Annotated in this window: 21 protein-coding genes and 1 tRNA gene; 5 read left to right on the forward strand and 17 right to left on the reverse strand. The window is 64.3% G+C overall.

The genetic code is table 11. The features are described from left to right. The 4 genes from VGG47_RS08060 to VGG47_RS08075 form a co-directional block, all read right to left on the reverse strand. Window positions 1-1,643 (reverse strand): valine--tRNA ligase (locus tag VGG47_RS08060; RefSeq protein ID WP_331537267.1); only part of this gene is annotated, 1,643 nt, incomplete at its 3' end. Window positions 1,644-1,686: 43 nt separating this feature from the next. Continuing rightward, the gene (locus VGG47_RS08065) at window positions 1,687-2,256 is read right to left on the reverse strand and encodes a DUF2497 domain-containing protein (RefSeq protein WP_331537269.1); all 570 of its coding nucleotides are present in this window, start codon (window positions 2,254-2,256) and stop codon (window positions 1,687-1,689) included. 11 nt (window positions 2,257-2,267) lie between these two features. Beyond that, window positions 2,268-3,788, reverse strand: coding sequence for a TolC family outer membrane protein (locus VGG47_RS08070; protein WP_331537271.1), 1,521 nt, complete (start codon window positions 3,786-3,788; stop codon window positions 2,268-2,270). After that, the gene (locus VGG47_RS08075) at window positions 3,785-4,441 is read right to left on the reverse strand and encodes a protein-L-isoaspartate O-methyltransferase family protein (RefSeq protein WP_331537273.1); all 657 of its coding nucleotides are present in this window, start codon (window positions 4,439-4,441) and stop codon (window positions 3,785-3,787) included. Before VGG47_RS08075 ends, VGG47_RS08070 begins: the two co-directional genes overlap by 4 nt. Before the next feature lie 161 nt (window positions 4,442-4,602). Between VGG47_RS08075 and VGG47_RS08080 the strand changes: the two genes are divergently transcribed. Then, window positions 4,603-4,676, forward strand: a tRNA-Cys gene (locus tag VGG47_RS08080). An 81-nt stretch (window positions 4,677-4,757) separates the two neighbouring features. Here the strand turns inward: VGG47_RS08080 and VGG47_RS08085 are convergent. Beyond that, the gene (locus VGG47_RS08085; RefSeq protein ID WP_331537275.1) at window positions 4,758-4,916 is read right to left on the reverse strand and encodes a peptide chain release factor 1; all 159 of its coding nucleotides are present in this window, start codon (window positions 4,914-4,916) and stop codon (window positions 4,758-4,760) included. A gap of 441 nt (window positions 4,917-5,357) precedes the next feature. Here VGG47_RS08085 and mbfA point away from each other — a divergent pair, with 441 nt between their 5' ends. Further along, complete coding sequence (gene mbfA / locus VGG47_RS08090) at window positions 5,358-6,314, forward strand: iron exporter MbfA (RefSeq protein ID WP_331537277.1); 957 nt, start codon at window positions 5,358-5,360, stop codon at window positions 6,312-6,314. A 30-nt stretch (window positions 6,315-6,344) separates the two neighbouring features. Further along, window positions 6,345-7,298 carry an NAD(P)H-dependent flavin oxidoreductase gene (locus VGG47_RS08095; RefSeq protein ID WP_331537278.1) on the forward strand — a complete coding sequence of 318 codons (954 nt, stop codon included), beginning with the start codon at window positions 6,345-6,347 and terminating at the stop codon, window positions 7,296-7,298. Window positions 7,299-7,440: 142 nt separating this feature from the next. On the opposite strand, the gene VGG47_RS08100 is transcribed toward VGG47_RS08095, so the two are convergent. Genes VGG47_RS08100 through VGG47_RS08110 form a run of 3 tightly spaced genes read right to left on the reverse strand, consistent with a single transcriptional unit; the run spans window position 7,441 to window position 8,924 of the window. Beyond that, on the reverse strand, window positions 7,441-7,896 hold the full coding sequence (locus VGG47_RS08100) for a DUF1178 family protein (protein ID WP_331537280.1): 456 nt from the start codon (window positions 7,894-7,896) through the stop codon (window positions 7,441-7,443). Continuing rightward, window positions 7,893-8,150: a glutaredoxin 3 gene (grxC, locus tag VGG47_RS08105; protein ID WP_331537282.1), complete on the reverse strand. Its 258-nt coding sequence runs from the start codon at window positions 8,148-8,150 to the stop codon at window positions 7,893-7,895. The genes VGG47_RS08100 and grxC overlap by 4 nt, the downstream gene beginning before the upstream one ends. Window positions 8,151-8,192: 42 nt before the next feature. Beyond that, the gene (locus tag VGG47_RS08110; protein ID WP_331537285.1) at window positions 8,193-8,924 is read right to left on the reverse strand and encodes a ComF family protein; all 732 of its coding nucleotides are present in this window, start codon (window positions 8,922-8,924) and stop codon (window positions 8,193-8,195) included. Here VGG47_RS08110 and VGG47_RS08115 point away from each other — a divergent pair, their 5' ends adjacent. Next, window positions 8,925-9,698, forward strand: coding sequence for a methyltransferase domain-containing protein (locus VGG47_RS08115; protein ID WP_331537287.1), 774 nt, complete (start codon window positions 8,925-8,927; stop codon window positions 9,696-9,698). On the opposite strand, the gene radC is transcribed toward VGG47_RS08115, so the two are convergent. The 4 genes from radC to VGG47_RS08135 all read right to left on the reverse strand — a co-directional run bounded on the left by radC (window position 9,693) and on the right by VGG47_RS08135 (window position 16,403). After that, window positions 9,693-10,448 carry a RadC family protein gene (gene radC / locus VGG47_RS08120; RefSeq protein ID WP_331537289.1) on the reverse strand — a complete coding sequence of 252 codons (756 nt, stop codon included), beginning with the start codon at window positions 10,446-10,448 and terminating at the stop codon, window positions 9,693-9,695. The two genes, VGG47_RS08115 and radC, sit on opposite strands and share 6 nt — an antisense overlap. Before the next feature lie 205 nt (window positions 10,449-10,653). Beyond that, a complete protein-coding gene (locus VGG47_RS08125) occupies window positions 10,654-13,746 on the reverse strand; it encodes an efflux RND transporter permease subunit (protein WP_331537291.1) in 3,093 nt (1,030 codons plus the stop codon). Window positions 13,747-13,750: 4 nt separating this feature from the next. Continuing rightward, window positions 13,751-14,896, reverse strand: a complete 1,146-nt coding sequence (locus VGG47_RS08130) for an efflux RND transporter periplasmic adaptor subunit (protein ID WP_331537293.1) — start codon at window positions 14,894-14,896, stop codon at window positions 13,751-13,753. A gap of 10 nt (window positions 14,897-14,906) precedes the next feature. Next, the gene (locus VGG47_RS08135) at window positions 14,907-16,403 is read right to left on the reverse strand and encodes an efflux transporter outer membrane subunit (protein ID WP_331537295.1); all 1,497 of its coding nucleotides are present in this window, start codon (window positions 16,401-16,403) and stop codon (window positions 14,907-14,909) included. Between the two features lie 106 nt (window positions 16,404-16,509). Here VGG47_RS08135 and VGG47_RS08140 point away from each other — a divergent pair, with 106 nt between their 5' ends. After that, window positions 16,510-17,166, forward strand: coding sequence for a TetR/AcrR family transcriptional regulator (locus VGG47_RS08140; protein ID WP_331537297.1), 657 nt, complete (start codon window positions 16,510-16,512; stop codon window positions 17,164-17,166). A gap of 132 nt (window positions 17,167-17,298) precedes the next feature. Here VGG47_RS08140 and moaA read toward each other — a convergent pair whose 3' ends face one another. The 5 genes from moaA to rpoD form a co-directional block, all read right to left on the reverse strand. Continuing rightward, window positions 17,299-18,285, reverse strand: coding sequence for a GTP 3',8-cyclase MoaA (moaA, locus tag VGG47_RS08145; protein ID WP_331537299.1), 987 nt, complete (start codon window positions 18,283-18,285; stop codon window positions 17,299-17,301). A gap of 243 nt (window positions 18,286-18,528) precedes the next feature. Continuing rightward, on the reverse strand, window positions 18,529-18,705 hold the full coding sequence (locus VGG47_RS08150) for a DUF3553 domain-containing protein (RefSeq protein WP_331537301.1): 177 nt from the start codon (window positions 18,703-18,705) through the stop codon (window positions 18,529-18,531). Continuing rightward, complete coding sequence (locus tag VGG47_RS08155) at window positions 18,692-19,342, reverse strand: RluA family pseudouridine synthase (protein WP_331537303.1); 651 nt, start codon at window positions 19,340-19,342, stop codon at window positions 18,692-18,694. The genes VGG47_RS08150 and VGG47_RS08155 overlap by 14 nt, the downstream gene beginning before the upstream one ends. Next, window positions 19,339-19,926 (reverse strand): GNAT family N-acetyltransferase, encoded by a 588-nt coding sequence (locus VGG47_RS08160; RefSeq protein WP_331537305.1) that lies wholly within the window; start codon window positions 19,924-19,926, stop codon window positions 19,339-19,341. The genes VGG47_RS08155 and VGG47_RS08160 overlap by 4 nt, the downstream gene beginning before the upstream one ends. Before the next feature lie 208 nt (window positions 19,927-20,134). Continuing rightward, window positions 20,135-20,912: RNA polymerase sigma factor RpoD (rpoD, locus tag VGG47_RS08165; protein ID WP_331537307.1), on the reverse strand; the 778-nt coding region annotated here is incomplete at its 5' end.

Raw genomic sequence — 20,912 nt, forward strand, 5'->3', positions numbered from 1 at the left:
GCGTCGATCAGGCTCAGCGGATCGACCACGTTGCCCTTGGACTTGGACATTTTCTGCCCGCGCTCGTCGCGCACCAGGCCGTGAATATACACGGTGCGGAACGGCACATCGCCCATGAAATGCAGCCCCATCATCATCATCCGGGCGACCCAGAAGAAGATGATGTCGAAGCCCGTGACCAGCGTGTCGGTGGGGTAATATTTGGCCAGTTCGGGCGTCTGTTCCGGCCAGCCGAGCGTGGAGAACGGCCAGAGCGCGGAGGAGAACCAGGTATCGAGCACGTCCTCGTCCTGGGTGAGTTCCACGCCAGGCCCGGCCTTTTTCTGCGCCTCTTCCGCATTGCGGGCGACGTAAACGGACCCATCCGGCCCATACCAGGCGGGGATGCGATGGCCCCACCAGAGCTGGCGGGAAATGCACCAGGGCTGGATGTCGCGCATCCAGGCGAAGAAGGTGTTCTCCCATTGCTGCGGGATGAATTTGACCTTGCCAGTTTCCACCGCCTCGATCGCCGGCTTGGCCAGCACGCCGGCATTGCAATACCATTGCGTGGTCAGCAGCGGCTCGATCGGCACGCCGGAGCGGTCGCCGTGCGGCACGGCATTGGCGTGCGGCTCGACCTTGTCGAGGATCTCCAGCCGTTCCAGTTCCGCGACGATTTTTTTCCGCGCGACGAAACGGTCTTCCCCTTCCAGGGAGCGGACGAATTCCGGCATGTCGCCGAGTTCGGCCAAAGTGATGCGCCCGGTGCGGTCGAGGATCGAGGGCATGGCGAGCCCGTGCCGCTTGCCGACCTCGAAATCGTTGAAATCATGCGCCGGGGTGATTTTCACCGCGCCCGTGCCCTTTTCCGGATCGGAATATTCGTCGGCGATGATCGGGATTCTTCTCCCGGTCAGCGGCAGAATGACGTGCCGGCCGACCATGTCCTTGTAGCGCTCATCCTCAGGGTTCACGGCGACCGCGGTGTCGCCCAGCATCGTCTCCGGACGCGTCGTGGCGACAACGATTTCCGCTCCACCCTCCACCGGATAGCGGATGTGCCAAATATGGCCCTTCATGTCCCGGCTCTCGACCTCAAGGTCGGAGATCGCGGTCTGCAACGCCGGGTCCCAGTTCACCAGGCGCTTGTCCTGATAGATCAGCCCCTGGGCGTGCAAGGTGCAGAACACCTCGCGCACAGCCGCGGAAAGGCCCTCATCCATGGTGAAGCGCTCGCGCGCCCAGTCCGGCGAGGCGCCGAGGCGGCGCAGCTGCTGGGTGATGGCGCCGCCGGATTCTTCCTTCCATTTCCAGACGCGGGCGAGAAAAGTCTCGCGCCCGAGCGCCTTGCGGGAGGTCTTCTCCTGATCCAGCAACCGCTCCACCACCATCTGCGTGGCGATGCCGGCATGGTCGGTGCCGGGCTGCCAGAGCACGTCGCGCCCCTGCATGCGGCGATAGCGGATGAAAATATCCTGCAGCACGTTGGTCAAAGCGTGGCCGACATGCAGCGTCCCGGTCACGTTCGGCGGCGGGATCATGATCGTGTAGGGGGCAGCGGGGCGTGACGGGTCGGCGGCGAACGCACCGGACTCTTCCCATTGGCGATAAATCCGGCCTTCGCAGGCGGCCGGGTCGAAATGCTTATCGAGCGTGCTCACAGACAATTTCCGGTATTGGGCCCAAGCGGGCGAGGAAAAAAATTTACGACTTTGTGCGGTCGATGACGCGCTCGATCTCGGCGCGGACGATACGCTCGACCAGGCTCGGCAAATGTGAATCGAGCCAGGATTTCAGAAGCGGGCGGATTTCCTCGCGGACGATGTCCTCCAAAGCGAGGCCGCCGCGGCTGATCGTGGCCGAACGCTCCAGGCTCATGCTGCGCACCAGCGGGCCCAGCGCGCTGGTGATCTCCGCAGTCGCCGCCTCGCTGACCAGCCCGGCCGGTGATTGCACGTGATCATCCATCGCTTGTTCCATTTCAGTCCCGTTCTCGGGCGCGTTTATTGGGGCGTCCTGCGGCGCCGCCACAGGCTCTGGTGTGGGGATCGTGAAGGGATCTTCCGGCAGCGCCAAAGGCACGGAATTGTCCTCTGGCTTCGCCTCCATCGCGGCGCTGAGAATCAAAATCTCGTCCTCGGGGTTTTCGGTGGAGTCCCCGCGCAGATCCCCCTTCTCGTCCTCCTTGAGGATGCGACGAATCGAGGCGAGAATCTCATCCATCGAAGGCTCCTCGGCGCCCCCGCGATTCACCAAACCGTTGTCATCGCTCATCAACCAACCTCTCAGGGTGCCTGGGGCGGCGTCGGCTCGTCAGCGATGATGGGATGGCCGCTGGCATCCAGCAACGTGCCGTCCGGAGCGACTCCCGCCGCCCTGTCCGCCGACTCGCCGGTGCCGAAACCGGCATACTTCACCGCGTCATAATATTTCTGGTCGTCATAGAGTTTGACCGGAAGGTCGAGATCGGTCGCGGTCAGGCGGCCGATCGCCGACGCCACCGTATAGGAGTTGTCCACCAGTGTCGCGATGTTTTCGACCTGCTGCACTTGCGAGTTGAGCAGCAGCTCCTGCGCGTTCAACACGTCCAGCGTGGTGCGGGTGCCGACCAGCTGCTCGCGCTCGGTCCCGTCCAGGGCGATGGCGTTGGCCCGGATCTCGGCATTGGTGCTGACGATCGCGGCGCGGGACGAGACCAGCCCGATCCAGGACTGGGTCGCCTGCTGATAGGCGGTGCGCTGCGCATCGAGAATCGCCGCGAAGCTCTGCTGCCGCTTGGCGCGCGCCATGCGGATGGCGGAATATTCCGCGCCGCCCTGATAGATCGGCACGCTCAGCTCGCCCAGCACCTCGCCGCCGATGATCTCGGAGTGCGGCAGCAGCGGGTTCTGCTCGTTGTAGCCGGCAACCTGCAGGCTCAGCTGCGGCAGCAGGCTGGAGAAGGCCACATCCACCGCGTCCTTGTTGGCGGCGTCGGTGAATTCGGCGGCGATCACGAACGGATTGTTGGCGATAGCGGCATTGGCGGCGCTGACTTTGGAATTGACCGGCAGCACGAGCGGCTGCGGCGGCGTCAGCTTGCCCGGATAGTCGCCGACCAGCTCGCGGAAATTCTCGCGCGCGATTTCCAGATTGCCGTCGGCGATCTCGACCTGCGCCTTCGCCTGGGCGAGCGCGGCCTGGGCCTGCGCCACCGAGGTGAGCGTGATCTCGCCGACCTTGAACTGGTCGTTGGTGTCCAGCAGCTGCTGCTCCAGCACCTCCTGGTTGCTCTGATCGAGCGCCAGCACCTGCCGGTCGGTGATCACCGTGACATAGGCGGTGACGACGTTGAGAAACACGGTCTGCTCAGTGGCGAGCAGCTGCGCCCGCGCCGCATACACCGAGTTCTTCGCCTCGCGCGTGGAATCGATCACCCTGCCGCCGCTATAGATCGGCTGCGTCAGCGTCGCCTGCGCGAGCGATTCCGTGCGGTTCTCGGCCGTTGTGACCTTGCTGGTGGCCAGAACATCAGCGGGATTCAGCCCCGTTTCCAGCTCCGTCTCATTACCGGTGACCTGCCCGGCTGTTTCAGAGATCGTGACGGTCGGACGCCAGCCGGACAAAGCGGTCGGCACCGTCTCGTCGGTGGCGCGCAAGCTGGCGCGCTGCTCCTGCAGCGTCGCGTTATTCTCATAGGCTTCGGCCAAAGCCTGGGTCAGCGTGGTCGGCCGTGCAGCCTGGGCGGCATGCGGCAGCGCCAAAACGGCGCCGGCGGCGGCGCCGCACAGCAGCAGCCCGCGCAGGGACAGGGCAGCACGACTCACAGCGCGAATTCCGGCGCACGGCGGAAGCTGGGCAGGATCCGCGCCGTGCAGTCGAACATTTTCACCACGGCGAACCCGTTGCCGGTGGCCGAGGCCACCACGCCACGGCCAAGGCCGGCGGGTTCATCATGATCGGCCATGATCGTCACCAGCCGACCGGCTGGCGTTAGTTGCGCGGCAAAAGTCTCGGGAATGGAAGGCACCGCACCTTCGATCAGAATTGCGTCATAGGGGCCGGAAGACGGCCAGCCCGCGGCGAGTTTTCCGGTGACGGCGTCGACCTTCGGGGCCAGGCGGGCCAGGGCGCCGGTGTCGAGACGGGTCTCCTCCTCGAGCGCCACCACCTGCGCGCCGCAGGCGGCCAGCAACGCGGCGGCGTAGCCGCTGCCGGCGCCGACCACGAGCACATGGGCGGGGCTGGTCTCCAGCACCAGCTGCACCAGCCGGGCGGTGACCAGGGGCGAGAGCAGGTAACGGCCCTGGCCCAGATCGAGGTCCGCATCTGCATAGGCGAAGGCGCCAGAAGGTGCGAAGGCCTCGCGCGGCAAAGCGCGCATCGCCTCGATGACGCGGGTGTCGTGCACCTGGTTCGGCCTCACCTGGCTGTCCACCATGTTCGCGCGCGCGGTATCCTGAGCGGTCTGGTCTGCCATGTAAAACCTTCTATTCAAGCGGTGATGGGGTCCTTATAGCGGGCCGGCCAGGAATAACTCAACCGCGATGCCGGGCGGGTGCTGCGCCTAAATCATTCTGATACAACGTGGCTTGACCGAGGCGGCCGACCCGAGGATATAGGGCGGGCCCGTGCGCCTAAGGTCCGGTGGCAGAGTGGTGATGCAGCGGACTGCAAATCCGCGAATGTGGGTTCGATTCCCGCCCGGACCTCCAAGCGCGCACGGTTTTTCCGCAACCATTTGATACGTTTTTATCCCGGCCTGGGGCCCAGGCGTCGCGGCTTGCGCGCCGGGGTCAGTGCCGGGTGGATTTGACCGCGCCCGGCGGCTCGCGGTCATGCCGGGTAAGTTCGGCGAGCAGCCGCCAAAGCCGGGCCGGTTCCACCGGCGCGTCGAGATCGTTGAGCAGACGGTCCAGCTCTTCCAGCTTCCGTGCGTATTCTGTGCCTTCCATGACCCTCTCCTTGTTCCCGCGCAGCCCAGCAAAAACCACAATTCTGGCAACAGTATGATGAGATGATGACGTCTGCACGCGGCCGCAAGCCGCGGCGCGTGCGACCACGCCGCCTGGTGCTACCGCCGGAACATCAGGTCATCTCCCCGACACGCGCCCCGTTGACACAGGTTCCCTCCCCTCATGCTCACGGAACCTGCTCCGGATCTTTGCTTTGGCAGGCAGCATCATTGCCCCGCAGCGCCGTCATGAGCGAACTTGTTTGTTTTGCTTTTATATCATTTTGTCAGAAGCGCGTGGCCAAACCGCGCACCGCACGGAATGGTGAAAGCCTACAAAAAACCTCATGATTTTGCCAATGACACTCATTCGCAAGTGGAGATTATTCCCTTGACCGATGCCGATTCAGCAGCCACATGACGCGCCGATAAGGAGTGTTACATGCGAGATTTCTCACAGCTTTCTGAACGTGAAGTTCTGGCGTTGGCGATCGGCTCTGAGGAAGAAGACGGCCGCATCTATAACGACCTCGCCGAGCGGCTGCGCGACGATTTTCCGGCCTCGGCCAATGTGTTCAGCGCCATGGCCACCGAGGAGAGCGACCACCGGCGCCGCCTGCTCGACATCTACCAGGAAAAATTCGGCGACCATATCCCGCTGGTCCGCCGCCAGGATGTGCGCGGCTTCATCTCCCGCAAGCCGGTCTGGCAGCTGCCCAAGCCGAGCATCGACGATGTGCGCAAGCTGGCCGAGAGCATGGAAGCCGAAACCCAGCGCTTCTACCGCCTGGCCGCCTCGCGCGCGACCGACGTGTCGATCCGCAAACTGCTGGGCGACCTGGCCGAGGCGGAACAGGAGCATGAGCAGCGCGCCGACGCTCTCTCGGAAGAGAACCTGCCCGCGCATACACGCGAGACCGAGGATGCGCATGCGCGGCGCATGTTCATGCTGCAATATGTCCAGCCTGGCCTGGTCGGGCTGATGGATGGCTCGATCTCGACCCTGGCGCCGATTTTCGCCGCCGCCTTCTCCACGCATCATACCTACGCTGCCTTCATCGTCGGCATCGCCGCCTCGCTGGGGGCCGGCATTTCCATGGCCTTCGCCGAGGCGCTCTCCGATGACGGCAGCCTGACCGGGCGCGGCACGCCCTATATCCGCGGCCTGGTGACCGGCCTGATGACGATGCTGGGCGGCCTCGGCCACACCCTGCCCTTCCTTATCCCCAACCTGCATCTCGCCTTGCTCGTCGCGATCTGCGTGGTGGTGGTGGAACTGTCGGCGATCTCCTGGGTGCGTTGGCGCTTCATGGACACCTCGCCGCTGCGCGCGACGGTGCAGGTGGCGTTCGGCGGTGCCCTGGTATTTGCCACCGGCGTCCTAATCGGCAATGGTTGACGTATAGGATACGTCAACCATGAGGCGAGAATGCCCTTACCAGAGGTTCTGCAAGGCCGGCTAAGCCTGCCGGTCGTCGGCGCGCCGTTGTTTATCGTCTCCAATCCGAAGCTGGTGGTGGCGCAATGCACCGCCGGCATCGTCGGGACGTTCCCGTCGCTCAACGCCCGCCCGGCCGAGCGTCTGGAAGCCTGGCTCGAGGAGATCACCGCCGCGCTGGCGGCCTGGGACCTGGACCATCCGGCGCAAAAATCCGCGCCCTACGCGGTCAATCTGATCGTGCACCGCTCCAATACGCGGCTGGAGCATGACCTGGCACTCTGCGTAAAATACCGGGTGCCGGTGATCATCACCTCGCTCGGCGCGCGGCCGGAGGTGAACGCGGCGATCCATGCCTATGGCGGCATCGTGCTGCATGACGTGATCAACGACGCCTTCGCCCGCAAGGCGGTGGAGAAAGGCGCGGACGGGTTGATCGCCGTGGCGGCCGGCGCCGGCGGCCATGCCGGGGTTCTCTCGCCCTTCGCCCTGGTGCAGGAAATCCGCACGTGGTTTTCCGGGCCGCTGGCGCTCTCGGGTGCCATCGCCACCGGCGATGCCATTCTGGCGGCGCAGGCCTGCGGCGCCGACCTGGCCTATATCGGCACAGCTTTCATCGCCACCACAGAAGCCAACGCCTCGCCCGCCTATCAGCGGGCCCTGGTCGAAGGAAAGGCGGCGGACATCGTCTATTCCAGCCTGTTCACCGGGGTGCACGGGAACTATCTGCGGGCCAGCATTCTGGCGGCCGGGCTGGACCCGGACAATCTGCCGGAGGGCGATGTGACGACCATGAATTTCCATGAGGGCGCCACCAAGGCCTGGAAGGATATCTGGGGCGCCGGCCAAGGCATCGGCGCGATCCAGAGCGTCCCCCAAGCGGCCGATCTTGTGGCCCGGCTGGGGGGCGAATATGCGGCCGCTCGGCAGCGGCTCAAGCTCTAAGAAAGTAGCCGCTTTTTAAAAAAAGTGGCGCAAAAATTTTTGTATGCTGGGTCATGGGCGATGTCTCCGCCAACGCCCATGGCCCAGCATAGCAAAGTTTTTTTGCTACTTTTTGTTCACAAAAAGTAGTCTTTTCTTCGCCTTAACTGTCTGTCCCGCGCACCCAGGGGATACGGGCGATGTCGATGCCTTCGTCGGCTAGCGCCTCGGCTTCTTCCGCAGAGCTCTCCCCATAAATCCCGCGCCGGTCGGCCTCGCCATGGTGAATCCGGCGCGCCTCCTCGGCAAACTCGGTGCCGACATATTCGCAATTGGCTTCCACCTCCTGGCGGAGCCGCTGCAGTGCCGCGCGCACGGCGTCGGGGATCACCCCGCCCGCCGCGGGGCTGACCGGGGCGGGCACCGGCTCGGCCGCCTCGGGGCGTTTCTCGCCCTTGCGCGGAATGCCGGGGGTCATGAGCGCACGCGTGATATGCGTGTCGGCGCAGACCGGGCAGACGATCAGCCCCCGGCGCGCCTGGCTTTCAAAGCCCTCGCTGTTCGCAAACCAGCCATCGAATTCATGGGCCGCGTCGCAACGCAGCTGGTAGTGGATCATAGGCCTAGCAATAAATCCAATTGCCCGGCGCGTTCCAGCGCCATCATGTCGTCGCAGCCGCCGATCAGCTTCTCGTCGAAGAAGATCTGCGGCACCGAGGTTTTGCCGCCGGCCCGCTGCTGCGCCTGCGCGCGCTGGGACGAGCCATGCGGCGCGTCGATTTCCTTGAATTCCACGCCTTTTTTCCGCAGCAGGCTGAGCGCCCGCGCGCAAAAGGGACAGAAGGCCTGGGTATAAATTTCGATAATGGGCATAAGATTCATCTAGCCGAGGCGTTGCATTATGCAAGATGACCCTCAGACAAGGCTGGGATCGGCCACGCGCGCGGCGGTGAGCACGTCGACCCGCGCGGCGCCGGCGGCGCGCAACGAGGCGGCGCAGGCATTGGCAGTGGTGCCGGTGGTCATCACGTCGTCAATCAGCAGCACCGTCTTGTTAGCCGCGGTGAAGCCGTCACGCGCGACGATGGCCTCCCGCAACTCCGCCTGGCGGCAGGCGCGGTCCATATGTTCCAGCGGGGCCGTGAACTTCTCCCGGCACAGCGCATCGAGGACACAGGGGCGATGCGTCAGCCGGGCCAGTTCACCGGCCAGCAAGGCGGCCTGGTTGTAGCGGCGCCAGCGCAGCCTGGCGGGATGCAGCGGCACTGGCACCAACAAATCGGCGCGCGCCAGCAGCTCACGGCCCGGGCGCAGCATCAGCCGGGCAATGCCGCGCGCCGCGTCGGTGCGGTCGGCGTATTTGAACGGCAGGATCAGCGCCCGCGCCACCTCATCGTAACGCAACGCCGCCCGCGCCTGGGTAAAGGCCGGCGGCGATAACGCGCAGAGGCGGCAGCACCCGCCGGCTTCGGCCGCGGCGGCATAGGGCAGCGGCACACCGCAAATGTCGCAGAGCGGTGCTGAAACAAAATTCACGCGGCGAAAGCAGGCGACGCAGAAGTGCCCGTCCGCCGGCACCTGCGCGTCGCAGACGAGACAGATCGGCGGCAGAAGCGTATCCAGAAATTGCCCAAGAAAGGTTTTCATGTGGACCCGATTTTCGATTTCGACGCGGTGCGCCGGCATCGCGGCCGCGCGGCGCAGCGCCTCGCCCCCCTCGCCCCGGTGCTCACCGATCTCGCCTCGCGCGTGCTCGACCGTCTGGATGATACCAACCGGCATTTTGCCACGGCGCTGGATTTCGGCGGCCGCGGCGTGATCGCCCCGGCGCTGCAGGCGCGCGGCATGACCGTCGATTCCGCGGATGTTTCGCCCGCCATGGCGGCCATCGCGGGCGGCACGCCGATCATGATCGACTCAGAGAATTTCGGACTTGAGGCGGAGAAATACGATCTGGTGGTGGCGCATCTGTCGCTGCATTGGTTCACCGACCTGCCCGGCGCGCTGATCCAGCTGCGCCGCGCGTTGAAACCCGAGGGCCTGCTGCTCGCCAGCCTGCCGGCCTTCGGCACGCTGCAGGAGCTGCGTGAAGCCCTGCTGGACGCGGAGGAAAACCTCACGGGCGGCGTCAGCCCGCGCGTGTCCCCGTTTCCGGAACTATCGGACTGCGCCGGGCTGCTCCAGCGCGGCGGGTTTTCACTCCCCGTCGCCGATCTCGAGGAGATCGAGTTTCTGTATGCCAACCCGTTGGCGCTGTTGCATGAGCTGCGCGATGCCGGCGAGACCAACGCCTTGGCCGCGCGCCGCAAAATATTCGCGCCGGCGGCGCTGTTCGCCGCGGCGCTGGGCCGGTTGCCGACACGCGACGGCCGCCTCGTCGCCCGGCTGCGCATGGCCGTGCTCACGGGCTGGGCCTCATAGATACCCCGTCTTGCGGAAGCTGAGCCATTGGCCGTTGCCGATGATGATATGGTCATGCAGCACAAGGCTGAGCGCCTGCGCCGCGTGCTTGATCTCCTTGGTCATTTCGATGTCCTCCACGCTCGGGGACGGATCGCCGCTGGGATGGTTGTGGACCAGGATGATGGCGCTGGCATGCAGCTCCAGCGCCCGCTTCACCACCTCGCGCGGATAGACCGGCGTGTGATTGACCGTGCCGGTGCCCTGCGTCTCGTCGGCCAGCAGCCGGTTGCGGTTGTCGAGGAACAGCACGCGGAACTGCTCGATCCGCTCCCGCGCCATGACCGCCTGCAGGTACTCGATCAGGCGGTCCCAGTTGCTCAACACCGGCCGGTGCAGCACTTCGGCCCTGGCCAGGCGCTGCGCCGCCGCCTGCACGGTTTTCAGCGCCACCACACCGGCCTCGCCCAGCCCCTCGACCTCGAGCAGATCCGGCACGCTGGCGGAGATCGCCGCGGCGTAGGAACCGAAACGCGCCAGCAAAGCCCGGGCGAGCGGCTTGGTGTCCCGCCGCGGCAGCGCCAGGAATAAAGTCATTTCGATCAGCTCATGCTCGGCGATGGCCTCCGGGCCGCCGGCCAGGAAGCGCGCGCGCAGCCGGGCGCGGTGCCCGTCCACGCCCACAGCCGGTTTGAGCGGGCGGATTTCCGGCGAGAGCGTGTCCAGCAACGTAACGTCGGCAAAACCTTTCGGGGAGCCATTTTTTGGCATGACACGCCGACCGTGCCACAAATGTTATCGTTAATAAAGCGTAATGTTTATGGTGCAGGCAAAAGGAAGGAAGGCTACTTTTTGTGAACAAAAAGTAGCAAAAAAACTTTGTGAATCTGGGCCATGGGCGTTGTCGCTGACGACGCCCATGGCCCAGCATAGCAAAAGTTTTTGCGCCGCTTTTTTTAAAAAGCGGCTACTTTCTTCACTCGGCCGGAGCTGGCTCTGGGGCCGGTGCCGGCCCTGCCTCCGGTTCCGCCACCCTGGCTTCGGCCAGAACCATATAGACGGCCGGCACCACGAACAGCGTGAACATCGTACCGATCGAGAGACCGCCGGCGATGACCATGCCCATGTTGTAGCGCGACGCCGCCCCGGCCCCGGTCGCCACGATCAGCGGCAGCACGCCCAGCACCATGGCGGCGGTGGTCATCAGGATCGGCCGCAACCGGATATTGGCGGCGTATTCGATCGCCGCGCGCTTGCCCATGCCGGTCCGCCGCGCCTCGTTCGCCACCTCGACCATCAGGATGCCGTGCTTGGAGACCAGCCCCATCAGCGTCACCAGCCCGACCTCGGTATAGATGTTCAGCGTCAGGCTGCCGAAGCCGAGATAGATGAAGATCAGCGCGCCGGCGATCGACATCGGCACCGAGACCAGGATGATCAGCGGGTCACGGAAGGAATTGAACAGCGCGGAGAGCGCCAGGAAGATGATGATGACGGCGAAGGCAAAGGTGAGAATGAAGCTGCTGCTCTGCTGCACAAATTGCCGCATCTGCCCGCCGTAATCGACATGGTAGCCCGGCGGCAGAATCTTTGCCGCCAGTTGCTGCAAGGTTTGCAGCGCCGCCGCCTGGCTCACGCCCGGCGCCGCCACGCCCTGCAAGGTCGCGGAATTCTGCTGCTGAAAGTGATTGATGCTTTCCGGGATCACCGTGTTCTGGATCGTGCCGATCGAGGAGAGCGGCACGTTGATGCCGTTTATCGACGTCACATAGTAATTATTCAGCTGTGCGACGTTCAGCCGCGAGACACGCTGGACCTGCGGAATCACCTTATAGGAGCGGCCGTCGAGGCTGAAATAATTGACATAGCCACCGCCGAGCGCCTCGGCGAGGGCGGCGCCGACATCGGACATGTTCAACCCGAGATCGGCCGCCTTGGCGCGGTCGATGACGATGTTCGCCTGCGGCTGGTCAAGTCTGAGATCACTTTGCAGGAACATGAACTTTCCGCTCTTCAGCGCCGCCTGCAGCAATTGCTGGCTGATCGGATAAAGTTGCGAGAAATCATCGGTCGTTTTGATCACGAACTGCACCGGCAGACCCTGGCTGCCCGGGAGCGAGGGCAACTGGAACGCGGCGACCTGCTGGCCGGCATCACCTTCATTGGCCTCCTTCTGCAAGATCGCCTGCAGGGTGTTCGCGTTGCGGCGGCGCTGGTCCCAGGGTTTCAGCACCGCGCCGACGATCTCCGTGCCCGGTACGTAGATCTGGAACGTATGCTCCGTCTCGGGCAGTTTCTGCACGATGGCGGTGAGGTGCGAATCCCACATGGCGTGCTGCGGCGTCGTCGCATCCGCCGCCGAGGTGGCATTGAGGAGCACCGCCCCCTGGTCCTCTTGCGGCGCCAATTCGCTCTTCGAGCCCTGCGCCAGGAAGAAGATGCTGCTCAGGATGATGAGCGCGAAGACGATGGTGACCGGAATCGTATCCAGGCTGCTCTTCAGCATCCTGGTATAGACATGGTGCACCTCATCGAAACGGCGGTCGATGAAGCCGACCAGTTTGCCTTCCCAGTTGGGATGGGCGCGATCGATCGGCTTGAGAAAGCGCGAAGAGAGCATCGGCGTCAGCGTCAGCGCGACGATCGCCGAGATCGTCACCGCACCGGCCAGCGTGAAAGCGAATTCAGTGAACAGCGCGCCGGTCAGGCCGCTCTGGAAGCCGATCGGCACATACACCGCGATCAGCACCACGGTCATGGCGATGATCGGCCCGCCGAGTTCGGCGGCGGCGATGCGCGCTGCGGCGATCGGTTTCAGCCCTTCGTCGAGATGCCGGTTGACGTTTTCCACCACAATGATCGCGTCGTCGACGACCAGACCGATGGCCAGCACCAGCGCCAGCAGCGTCAGCAGGTTGATGGAGAAGCCGAACGCCGCCATCATCGCAAAGGCGCCGATCAGCGAAAGCGGGATCGCGATCACCGGGATCAGCACCGAGCGCGGCGAGCCGAGGAAGGCGAACACCACGAAGGTGACGATCACCATCGCCTCGAGCAGCGCCACCAGCACATCGTGGATCGAAGCGTTCACGAATTCGGTGGAGTCATAGACGACGGTGCCGGTCAGGCCGCTTGGCAGGTTCGACTGCACCGTCGAGAAGATCTTGCGCACGTTGCTGACGACGCTGAGCAGGTTCGCGCCCGGCGCCACCTCGATGCCGATATAGACGCCCGGCTTGTTGTCGAACGTCACGGCCTGCTCATAGCTGTCGGCGCCGAGCGAGACGGTGGCGACGTCGCGCAGGTGGATGATCGCGCCATTCGCCTGTTTCAGGATCAGGGCGCCGAATTGATCCGCCGTGTGCAGATCGGTGGAGGCGGTCAGCGTCACCTGCGTCATCGTGCCCTTGGTGTTGCCCAAAGCCGCGATGAAGTCGTTGTTGCCGAGCTGCGTCCACACGTTGGAGGCGGTCAGGCCGTAGGCCGCGAGTTTCTGCGGGTTCAGCCAGACGCGCATGGCGAAATTCTGGCCGCCGAGAATCTGCGCGGTCTGCACGCCGTTCACGGCCTGCAATTGCGGCTGCACCACGCGCGTTATGTAATCGGTGATCTGGTTGGCCGCGAGCACGTTACTGCGGAAGCCGATATACATCGCGTCCAGCGTCTGCCCCACCTCCAGCGTCAGCACAGGCTGCTGCACGCCACTCGGCAGCTGGTTCAGGATGGAGTTCACCTGGGCGCTGATCTCGGTCAGCGCCGAGTCCGGATTATGGTTCAGCACCAGGTTGATGGTGATGGCGCTGGTGCTGGTCTGGCTGGTCGACGTCATGTCGTCGATGCCGTTGACCTGGGCGACCGCGTTCTCGATCGGCGTGGTCACGAACCCGGCCACCACGGCCGGCGAGGCACCGGGATAGGTGGTGGTGATGGTGATCGTGGCGTTCTCGGTCTGGGGATATTGCTGCACCGGCATCATGCCGACGGCACGCAGGCCGAGCACGAGGATCAGGATGCTCACCGCGATGGCGAGCACGGGACGGGCAATGAAGAGGTCGGTGAAACGTTTCATCGCGCTACTCGTTCGGCGGCGTGGGGTCGGGACTGTTCGGCGGCGTCACGTCGTTGTTCACCACGACCGGCGAGCCGTTGCGCAGCTTCAGTTGCCCCGCGGTCACCACCTCGGCGCCGGGCGCAACACCGGTCAGCACCGCGACCTGGTCACCCCTTGTATCCCCGGTGGTAACGAACGCCTGCTGCGCGGTGAGCGCCGGCTTGCCGTTCGGGTCGGTCTGATGCTGCACCGTGTACACGGTCGTGCCGTAAGGATTGTAGGTCAGCGCCGTCTGCGGCAGCGTGACCAGCTCTTGCGGCGCCCCGACATTGACCTTGACGGTGGCGAACATGCCCGGCCGCAGCAGCAAATTATCGTTCGGCAGCGTGGCGCGCACCTGGACGCTGCGGCTCGTGGTGTCCACCACCGCGTCGAGGGCGGCAATTTTCGCAGGGAACGTCTGGCCGGGGAAGGCGTCGATCCCGACATTCACGGTCTGCCCCACCTGCAACTGGCTCAGCGCCTGCTGCGGCAGGTAGAAATCGACATAAAGCGGATTCAGCTGCTGCAAGGTGACGATCGCCGTGCCGACCGGCAAATACTGGCCGACATCGACCTGACGAATGCCGAGCCTCCCTGCGAACGGTGCGCGGATGTGCTTCTCGACCATCAGCGCCTGCTGCGCCTGCACCTGGGCCTGGGCGGCCTGCAGGTTGGCGCGGTCGGTGTCGACCTGGCTCTGCGCGATGGCGTTGGCGCGGAACTGTTTGACATCGCGTTGGTAATTGATCTCGTCGAGGGCGGCGGTCGCTTGCAGCTGCGCCAGCACCGCCGGATCGTTGTTAGGCCGCAGCGTCACCAGCAGCGCGCCGGCCGGCACGTCATCGCCGGACTTGAAGCTGATGGTGTCGACGATGCCCGCCACCTCGGCAGAGAGATTGGCGCCGTTCACCGCCACGACGCTGCCGACCGAGCTCAACGCCGGCTGCCAATTCGACGTGGCCGCGACGGTGGTGGCCACGGTCTGCGCCTGGGAGCTGAAGCCGGCCAGGAACTTGGCGATGAATATGCTGCGCACCGCACCGTAGCCGAACACGCCGCCGAAAATCAGGCCGACGACGATCAGCATCAGAACCATGCGCAACGCCGTCTTGCTTGCCGTACTCATTGTCTCACCCTCATGGAATGATGCCGCAGCAGGAGGCGACGACGTCTTCGCGGTGCCACCAGCCGCCGCCCAGGGCCTGATAGAGCGCCGCGGTGTCGGTCAGTCGTGACGCCGCCGCCTTCACCTCGGCGATCGCGGCATTTTGATACGTGGTCTGCGCGGTCAGCACCGCCGTAAAGGGCTGACCGCCGAGCCTGTACTGGTCTGTGGTCACCGTCAGGCTGCTCGCCGCGGCGTCCTCGGCGGCTTGCGCCGCCGCCAGCGTCAGGGCGTCATATTGCAGGATCTGCAGCGCATCGGCAACGTTCTGGAAAGCGGAAAGCACCGTGGACTGGTATTGCGCGCCGGACGCCCGCAACGCCGCCAGCGCCACCTTGCGGCGCGCCGTCAGCGTCCCGCCTTCGAAAAGCGGCTGGGTGACGCCAGCCACCAGGCTCCAGACCAGCGTCTGCGGCGTGAACAGCGTGCCGGTGCTCAGCGCCTCATGGCCGAGCTGCGCCGAGAGCGTGAACTGCGGCAGCAGATTGGCATCGGCGACACCGAGATTGGCCGAGGCGGTGTGCAGCTGGGCCGCCGCAGCCTGGATATCGGGACGCTGTGCGACGACCGCCGAAGGCAGGCTCACCGGCAGGTCCTGCGGCAGGGCCAGGCCGGTCAGGGTAAAGTCGGCCTCGTGAAAATCGCCCGGAAAGGCGCCGACAAAGACGGCGAGCTGGTTGCGCGTCTGCGCCAATTGCGATTGCAGCGGCGGCAGCGTCGCCTCCGCGGCGGCGAGCGTCGCCTGCTCCTGCAGCACCTGGGCCTGCGCCACGCCGCCCAGCCCCACTTGGGTGATGAGGATGGCAAGCTCCTGCTGCTCCGCGGCAATGACCTTGTCGGTGGCGTCGATCTGCCCGCGCAAGGACGCTTCCGTGATCGCCGCGGTGACGATGTTGCTGGTGAGCGTGAGATACGCCGCCTCCAGCTCGTCACGCTGGTAGTCCGCCTGCGCGGCATCGCTTTCGATCTGCCGGCGAACCCCGCCGAACACATCCGGCGCGTAGGACAGGTTCAAATCGGTGTTGTAGAGGGTGAACGCCGGAATCGTGCCCGTGCTGCTGGTCCCGAAGCTGGCGAGTTCCGCCGAGGACACTTTTTCGCGCGTCACCTGGAAGCCCGCCGACAGGCTGGGCAGCAGCCCGCCCTGATCAGCGCGCACCGTCTCCTCGGCCTCGATCAAAGTCTGCTGGCTCGCGGCCAAGGTCGGGTTATGCGCGAGCCCCGCATTGATCAGCGTGTTCAGCGTGGGGCTGTGAAAGAGTGTCCACCAGTCGCCTGAGATGTCCGCGCCGGTGCGAAAAACCTGCGCCTTGCCATCGGCGACTTGGGTCGCGGCGGGCAGTGGCGTGGGCGTCAGCGCCACCCTGGGCGGATCGGGCTGATGAAAATTCGGACCCACCGCGCAGGCCGACAGGCCGGCAGTGAGCAGCGGAGCGCAGGCGCGGAAAAGGAAACCCGTTGGTTTCATATCACCGACGTAACTGCGTTTATTTTCTTCGTCAAGCCAGGATTTTTTTAAAATCAAACGGCAATGGAAACTTGATAGTTTACCTTTTTGCGTTATGGTGTCGCGCATGTCGGCGCCCAATACCGTGACGAAACCGCCCAAAAAACCTACCTCGAAGGAGGCCGGAAAGGCCGACCGCATGCGCCAGCTGGTCACCGCGGCCGAAGATATTTTTCTCGCGAAAGGTTACCATGCCGCGACAATGAGCGACGTCGCCAAAGCCGCCGGCATGTCGAAAAAAACCGTCTATACGATGATCGAATCGAAGGCGGAGCTGTTCGGGGCGCTGCTCACGCACCGCCACTCCCTGCTGAGCTTCCCCGAGCCGCAGAGCGACTGGACAATCCACGACCTGCTGACCGCGAACCTGCTCGCCCTCGCCCGCTTCCTGCTCTCGCCCGGGCAGATCTCGATCCTGCGGCTGATCATGGCTGAGTACACGCACAGCCCGGATCTCGGCCGGGTATTTCACCGCCACCGCGTGACCAAGGCCAAGAGCCAGCTGGAATCCTGCCTCGCCGATATCGCGGTACAACGCGGCTGCTCGGCCGCGCAGGCCAAGGAAATGTCCGCCATGCTGTTCGGCATGGCAATCGGCGAGTTTCATCTCGGCGTGCTGATCGGCTTCCGCGCCGCCCCCACAAGGCAGGCGCTGGAGAAACGAGTGCGCCAGGCGGTGGATATCTTCGTCGCCGGCTGCAGCGCCGTCAAAGCGAAAGGATAAAGGAAGACTACTTTTTGTGAACAAAAAATAGTCTTTTGCTACTTTGGGCCGTGCTGTTTTCGCTGTCTCAGGCCCAGCGGAGAAGAAGTTTTTGCGCCGCTTTTTTCAAAAAGCGGCTGCTTTCTTCTTCCCTCACCCCCCGGTGACGGACATATGACGCGCCACGGCGGGGCGCGCGTGGCGGCGGTCGATCACGAAATCATGGCCTTTTGGCTTGCGCGCGATCGCCTCGGTGATGGCCGCGTCCAGCGCCGCGTCGTCCTCGGTGGCGCGCAGGGGCGTGCGCAGATCCGCCGCGTCGTCCTGGCCCAAGCACATATACAGCGTGCCGGTGCAGGTCAGGCGCACGCGGTTGCAGCTCTCGCAGAAATTATGCGTCATCGGCGTGATGAAACCGAGGCGCTGCCCGGTCTCGGCGATGGACATATAGCGCGCCGGCCCGCCGGTGGCGTAGCTGCTGTCGGTGAGGGTCCAGCGCCGACCCAGGCGCGCCCGCACCAGCGAGAGCGGCAGATATTGCGCGGTGCGGTCCTCGTCCACCTCGCCCATCGGCATTGTCTCGATCAGGCAGAGATCGAAGCCGTGCGTGCCGCACCATTCGATCATGCCGTCGAAGTCATCCTCGTTCACGCCCTTGAGCGCCACGGCGTTGATCTTCACCTTCAACCCGGCCGCCTTGGCCGCCATCACGCCGTCCAGCACCTGCGGCAACCGGCCCCAGCGCGTGATCGCGGCGAATTTCTGCTCATCCAGCGTGTCGATGCTGACATTGATGCGCTTCACCCCGGCTTGCACCAGATCGTCGGCGTATTTCGCGAGCTGGCTGCCATTGGTGGTCAGCGTCAGCTCCTCCAGCCCGTTGCCGATTTCCCCGCCCAGGCGGTTGATCAGCTGCATGATGTTGCGCCGCACCAGAGGCTCGCCGCCGGTCAAACGCAGCTTCTTCACGCCGCGGCGGATGAAGGCGCGGCAGAGCCGGTCGAGCTCCTCCAGCGTCAACAGGTCCGATTTCGGCAAAAAAACCATGTCCTCGGCCATGCAGTACACGCAGCGGAAATCGCAGCGGTCGGTCACGGAAACGCGAAGATAGGAAATGGTGCGGCCGAACGGATCAATCATGGCGGCTATTTCGGACTGAAACGGTCCTGTTGCAAGTCGTAAAACAATCGCTTTTCGCTGTGGCAGACTTGCAAAAACGAGAGTTTTTGACTCATGGAAAGAAAGCAGCCGCTTTTTGAAAAAAGCGGCGCAAAAACTTTTGCTATGCTGGGTCATGGGCGTTGTCCAGGACAGCGCCCATGACCCAGCATAGCAAAGTTTTTTTGCTACTTTTTGTTCACAAAAAGTAGCCTTTCTTTTGCTTTAAGACACCTCGGTGATCTGCAAGGCCACGACATCGGTATCGATCACGACCTTACCGGCATTTTCGAACGTCACCGTGACGCGCCGGCCGATGGCGCTCTGCACCTGGCCGAGCCCCCATTCCGGCTTTTGCGGATGGCGCACGTAGTGCCCCGGCTCGAATTCAGACCTCTGCATGGCCGCACTCCCTCATCTGCGCCTGCATATGGGGCGGCACGGGGGCGGTGGCAAAAATTTCCGGCTGCGGCAGGCGAATCGCGCGGGCCAGCAAATGCAGCCGCCCGGCCCCGCCGCCATAGACCGCATCGCCCAGGATGGGATGGCCGATTGCGGCGGCATGGGCGCGGATCTGATGCGTGCGGCCGGTTTTCGGCGAGAATTCCAGCCAGGAAAGCCCCTCGCCCGTGCCCCGCACCCGCCACGCCGTCACCGCCGGCGGCGCGTTCTTATCCGGCGCCATCTTCCAGGCGCGGTTCACCGTCACCTTGGCCAGCGGCAGTTCGATCACGCCGTCTTCCTGGTCCGGCACGCCCTGGACCACCGCCCAATAGGTTTTCTCCGCCTGCCCCCCGGAAAAACAACTTTGCGCTTCCAGCAAAGCGGTCTTTTTCAGCGCGATCACGAGACATCCGGCGGTGTCCTGGTCGAGCCGATGCGCCGCCCAGGGGCCGTTCTTACCGCGCCGCCAGAGCGCGAAAAAATCCTCGACGCTGGGGCCGCCGGCGCGGCCGGGATGCACCGGCAGGCCGGCCGGCTTGTCGACCACGAGACAGCGCGCATCCTCGAACAGCAGGCGCGGTGCAGCCCAGCTCATCCGCGCAGATGCGGCGGGATTTTGAACCCCAGCCGGCGCGGAATGTCCCACACTTCGCGCACCCGGCGGACCTCCTGGAAGCCCTCCGCCAGATAATTCGGCAAAGCGCGGGGATGGTCGGCGGTGCAGGTGTTCAGCGTCATGCCACGTAAGCCCGGCGCGCCGCCGAACACCGTGTCGACCGCCGCATCGAGCAGCAGCTTGCCTAGCCCGTGGCCGATCTCCTCGGGCAGCAGGCCAAAATAATTGAGGTTCACATCGGGCCAGTGGGCGGCATCGGTCTCAAAGAAGCCGCGCGCGGCACCGTCTTCCCGCAGCACGTAGACCTGCACCGCCGGGTTCGACAGATGCTGGCGCAGCAGATCATCGGGCATCACCCGGCGCAGCCACCACAGCCAGGGCGCGCCGACCGCGTTGTAGAGCTCCCGGTAGGCGTCCGTATCCAGGGTCTCCGCCCGCAGCGTCACGCCCGGCGGCAGCACCGTCACCGGCCGCTCCGGGCGCCGGTTCAGGCGCAGAAACGTCACCGTCACCACGACCCGGTCGATCGCCTCACCCGGCAGCGGGCGGGTGTAGTCGAGCATCGCTAGAGCGCCATCAAAGGAGAAGACTTCTTTTTGTGAACAAAAAGAAGCAAAAAAACTTTATTTATGCTGGGCCATGGGCTTTGTCGCTGACACCGCCCATGACCCAGCATAGCCAAAAGTTTTTGCGCCGCTTTTTTTAAAAAGCGGCTGCTTTCCTTTCCCCGATAAGCCGGCCTAGAGCATGATTGATCTGAAGCGCTCATGCTCAGTCATCCAGGAAGCTACGTAGCTTGCGGCTCCGCGACGGGTGCTTGAGCTTGCGCAGGGCTTTGGCTTCGATCTGGCGGATACGCTCGCGGGTCACGTTGAACTGCTGGCCGACCTCTTCGAGCGTGTGGTCGGTGTTCATGCCGATGCCGAAGCGCATGCGCAGCACGCGCTCTTCACGCGGCGTCAGGGATGACAGCACCCGTGTCGCCGCTTCACGCAGATTGGCCTGCACCGCGGCGTCGAGCGGGATGATCGCGCCCTTGTCCTCGATGAAATCGCCAAGATGGCTGTCTTCCTCGTCGCCGATCGGCGTCTCCAGCGAGATCGGCTCCTTGGCGATCTTCAGCACCTTGCGCACTTTCTCGAGCGGCATGCCGAGCTTGTCGGCCAGCTCCTCCGGGGTCGGCTCGCGGCCGATCTCGTGCAGCATCTGCCGCGAGGTGCGGACCAGCTTGTTGATCGTCTCGATCATATGCACGGGGATGCGGATGGTGCGGGCCTGGTCGGCGATCGAGCGGGTGATCGCCTGGCGGATCCACCAGGTGGCGTAGGTCGAGAATTTATAGCCGCGGCGGTACTCGAATTTGTCGACCGCCTTCATCAGGCCGATATTGCCCTCCTGGATCAGGTCCAGGAATTGCAGGCCGCGATTGGTGTATTTTTTCGCGATCGAGATCACCAGGCGCAGATTGGCCTCGATCATCTCCTTCTTGGCGCGGGTGGAATCCCGCTCGCCGCGCGACACGGTGGTATAGACGCGGCGGAATTCCTCG

This window comes from Acidocella sp. (assembly GCF_036489515.1).
GTDB lineage: Bacteria > Pseudomonadota > Alphaproteobacteria > Acetobacterales > Acetobacteraceae > Acidocella.

Excerpts from the sequence above, each read along its gene's own strand:
- radC (WP_331537289.1), bottom strand. The coding sequence starts at position 10,448 with ATGCCAAAAAATGGCTCCCCGAAAGGTTTTGCCGACGTTACGTTGCTG.
- VGG47_RS08100 (WP_331537280.1), bottom strand. The coding sequence starts at position 7,896 with ATGATCCACTACCAGCTGCGTTGCGACGCGGCCCATGAATTCGATGGC.
- VGG47_RS08125 (WP_331537291.1), bottom strand. The coding sequence starts at position 13,746 with ATGAAACGTTTCACCGACCTCTTCATTGCCCGTCCCGTGCTCGCCATC.
- moaA (WP_331537299.1), bottom strand. The coding sequence starts at position 18,285 with ATGATTGATCCGTTCGGCCGCACCATTTCCTATCTTCGCGTTTCCGTG.
- VGG47_RS08140 (WP_331537297.1), top strand. The coding sequence starts at position 16,510 with ATGTCGGCGCCCAATACCGTGACGAAACCGCCCAAAAAACCTACCTCG.
- VGG47_RS08075 (WP_331537273.1), bottom strand. The coding sequence starts at position 4,441 with ATGGCAGACCAGACCGCTCAGGATACCGCGCGCGCGAACATGGTGGAC.
- VGG47_RS08130 (WP_331537293.1), bottom strand. The coding sequence starts at position 14,896 with ATGAGTACGGCAAGCAAGACGGCGTTGCGCATGGTTCTGATGCTGATC.
- VGG47_RS08160 (WP_331537305.1), bottom strand. The coding sequence starts at position 19,926 with ATGCTCGACTACACCCGCCCGCTGCCGGGTGAGGCGATCGACCGGGTC.
- VGG47_RS08085 (WP_331537275.1), bottom strand. The coding sequence starts at position 4,916 with ATGGAAGGCACAGAATACGCACGGAAGCTGGAAGAGCTGGACCGTCTG.
- VGG47_RS08065 (WP_331537269.1), bottom strand. The coding sequence starts at position 2,256 with ATGAGCGATGACAACGGTTTGGTGAATCGCGGGGGCGCCGAGGAGCCT.
- VGG47_RS08110 (WP_331537285.1), bottom strand. The coding sequence starts at position 8,924 with ATGAAAACCTTTCTTGGGCAATTTCTGGATACGCTTCTGCCGCCGATC.
- grxC (WP_331537282.1), bottom strand. The coding sequence starts at position 8,150 with ATGCCCATTATCGAAATTTATACCCAGGCCTTCTGTCCCTTTTGCGCG.
- mbfA (WP_331537277.1), top strand. The coding sequence starts at position 5,358 with ATGCGAGATTTCTCACAGCTTTCTGAACGTGAAGTTCTGGCGTTGGCG.
- VGG47_RS08150 (WP_331537301.1), bottom strand. The coding sequence starts at position 18,705 with ATGCAGAGGTCTGAATTCGAGCCGGGGCACTACGTGCGCCATCCGCAA.
- VGG47_RS08095 (WP_331537278.1), top strand. The coding sequence starts at position 6,345 with ATGCCCTTACCAGAGGTTCTGCAAGGCCGGCTAAGCCTGCCGGTCGTC.
- VGG47_RS08135 (WP_331537295.1), bottom strand. The coding sequence starts at position 16,403 with ATGAAACCAACGGGTTTCCTTTTCCGCGCCTGCGCTCCGCTGCTCACT.
- VGG47_RS08155 (WP_331537303.1), bottom strand. The coding sequence starts at position 19,342 with ATGAGCTGGGCTGCACCGCGCCTGCTGTTCGAGGATGCGCGCTGTCTC.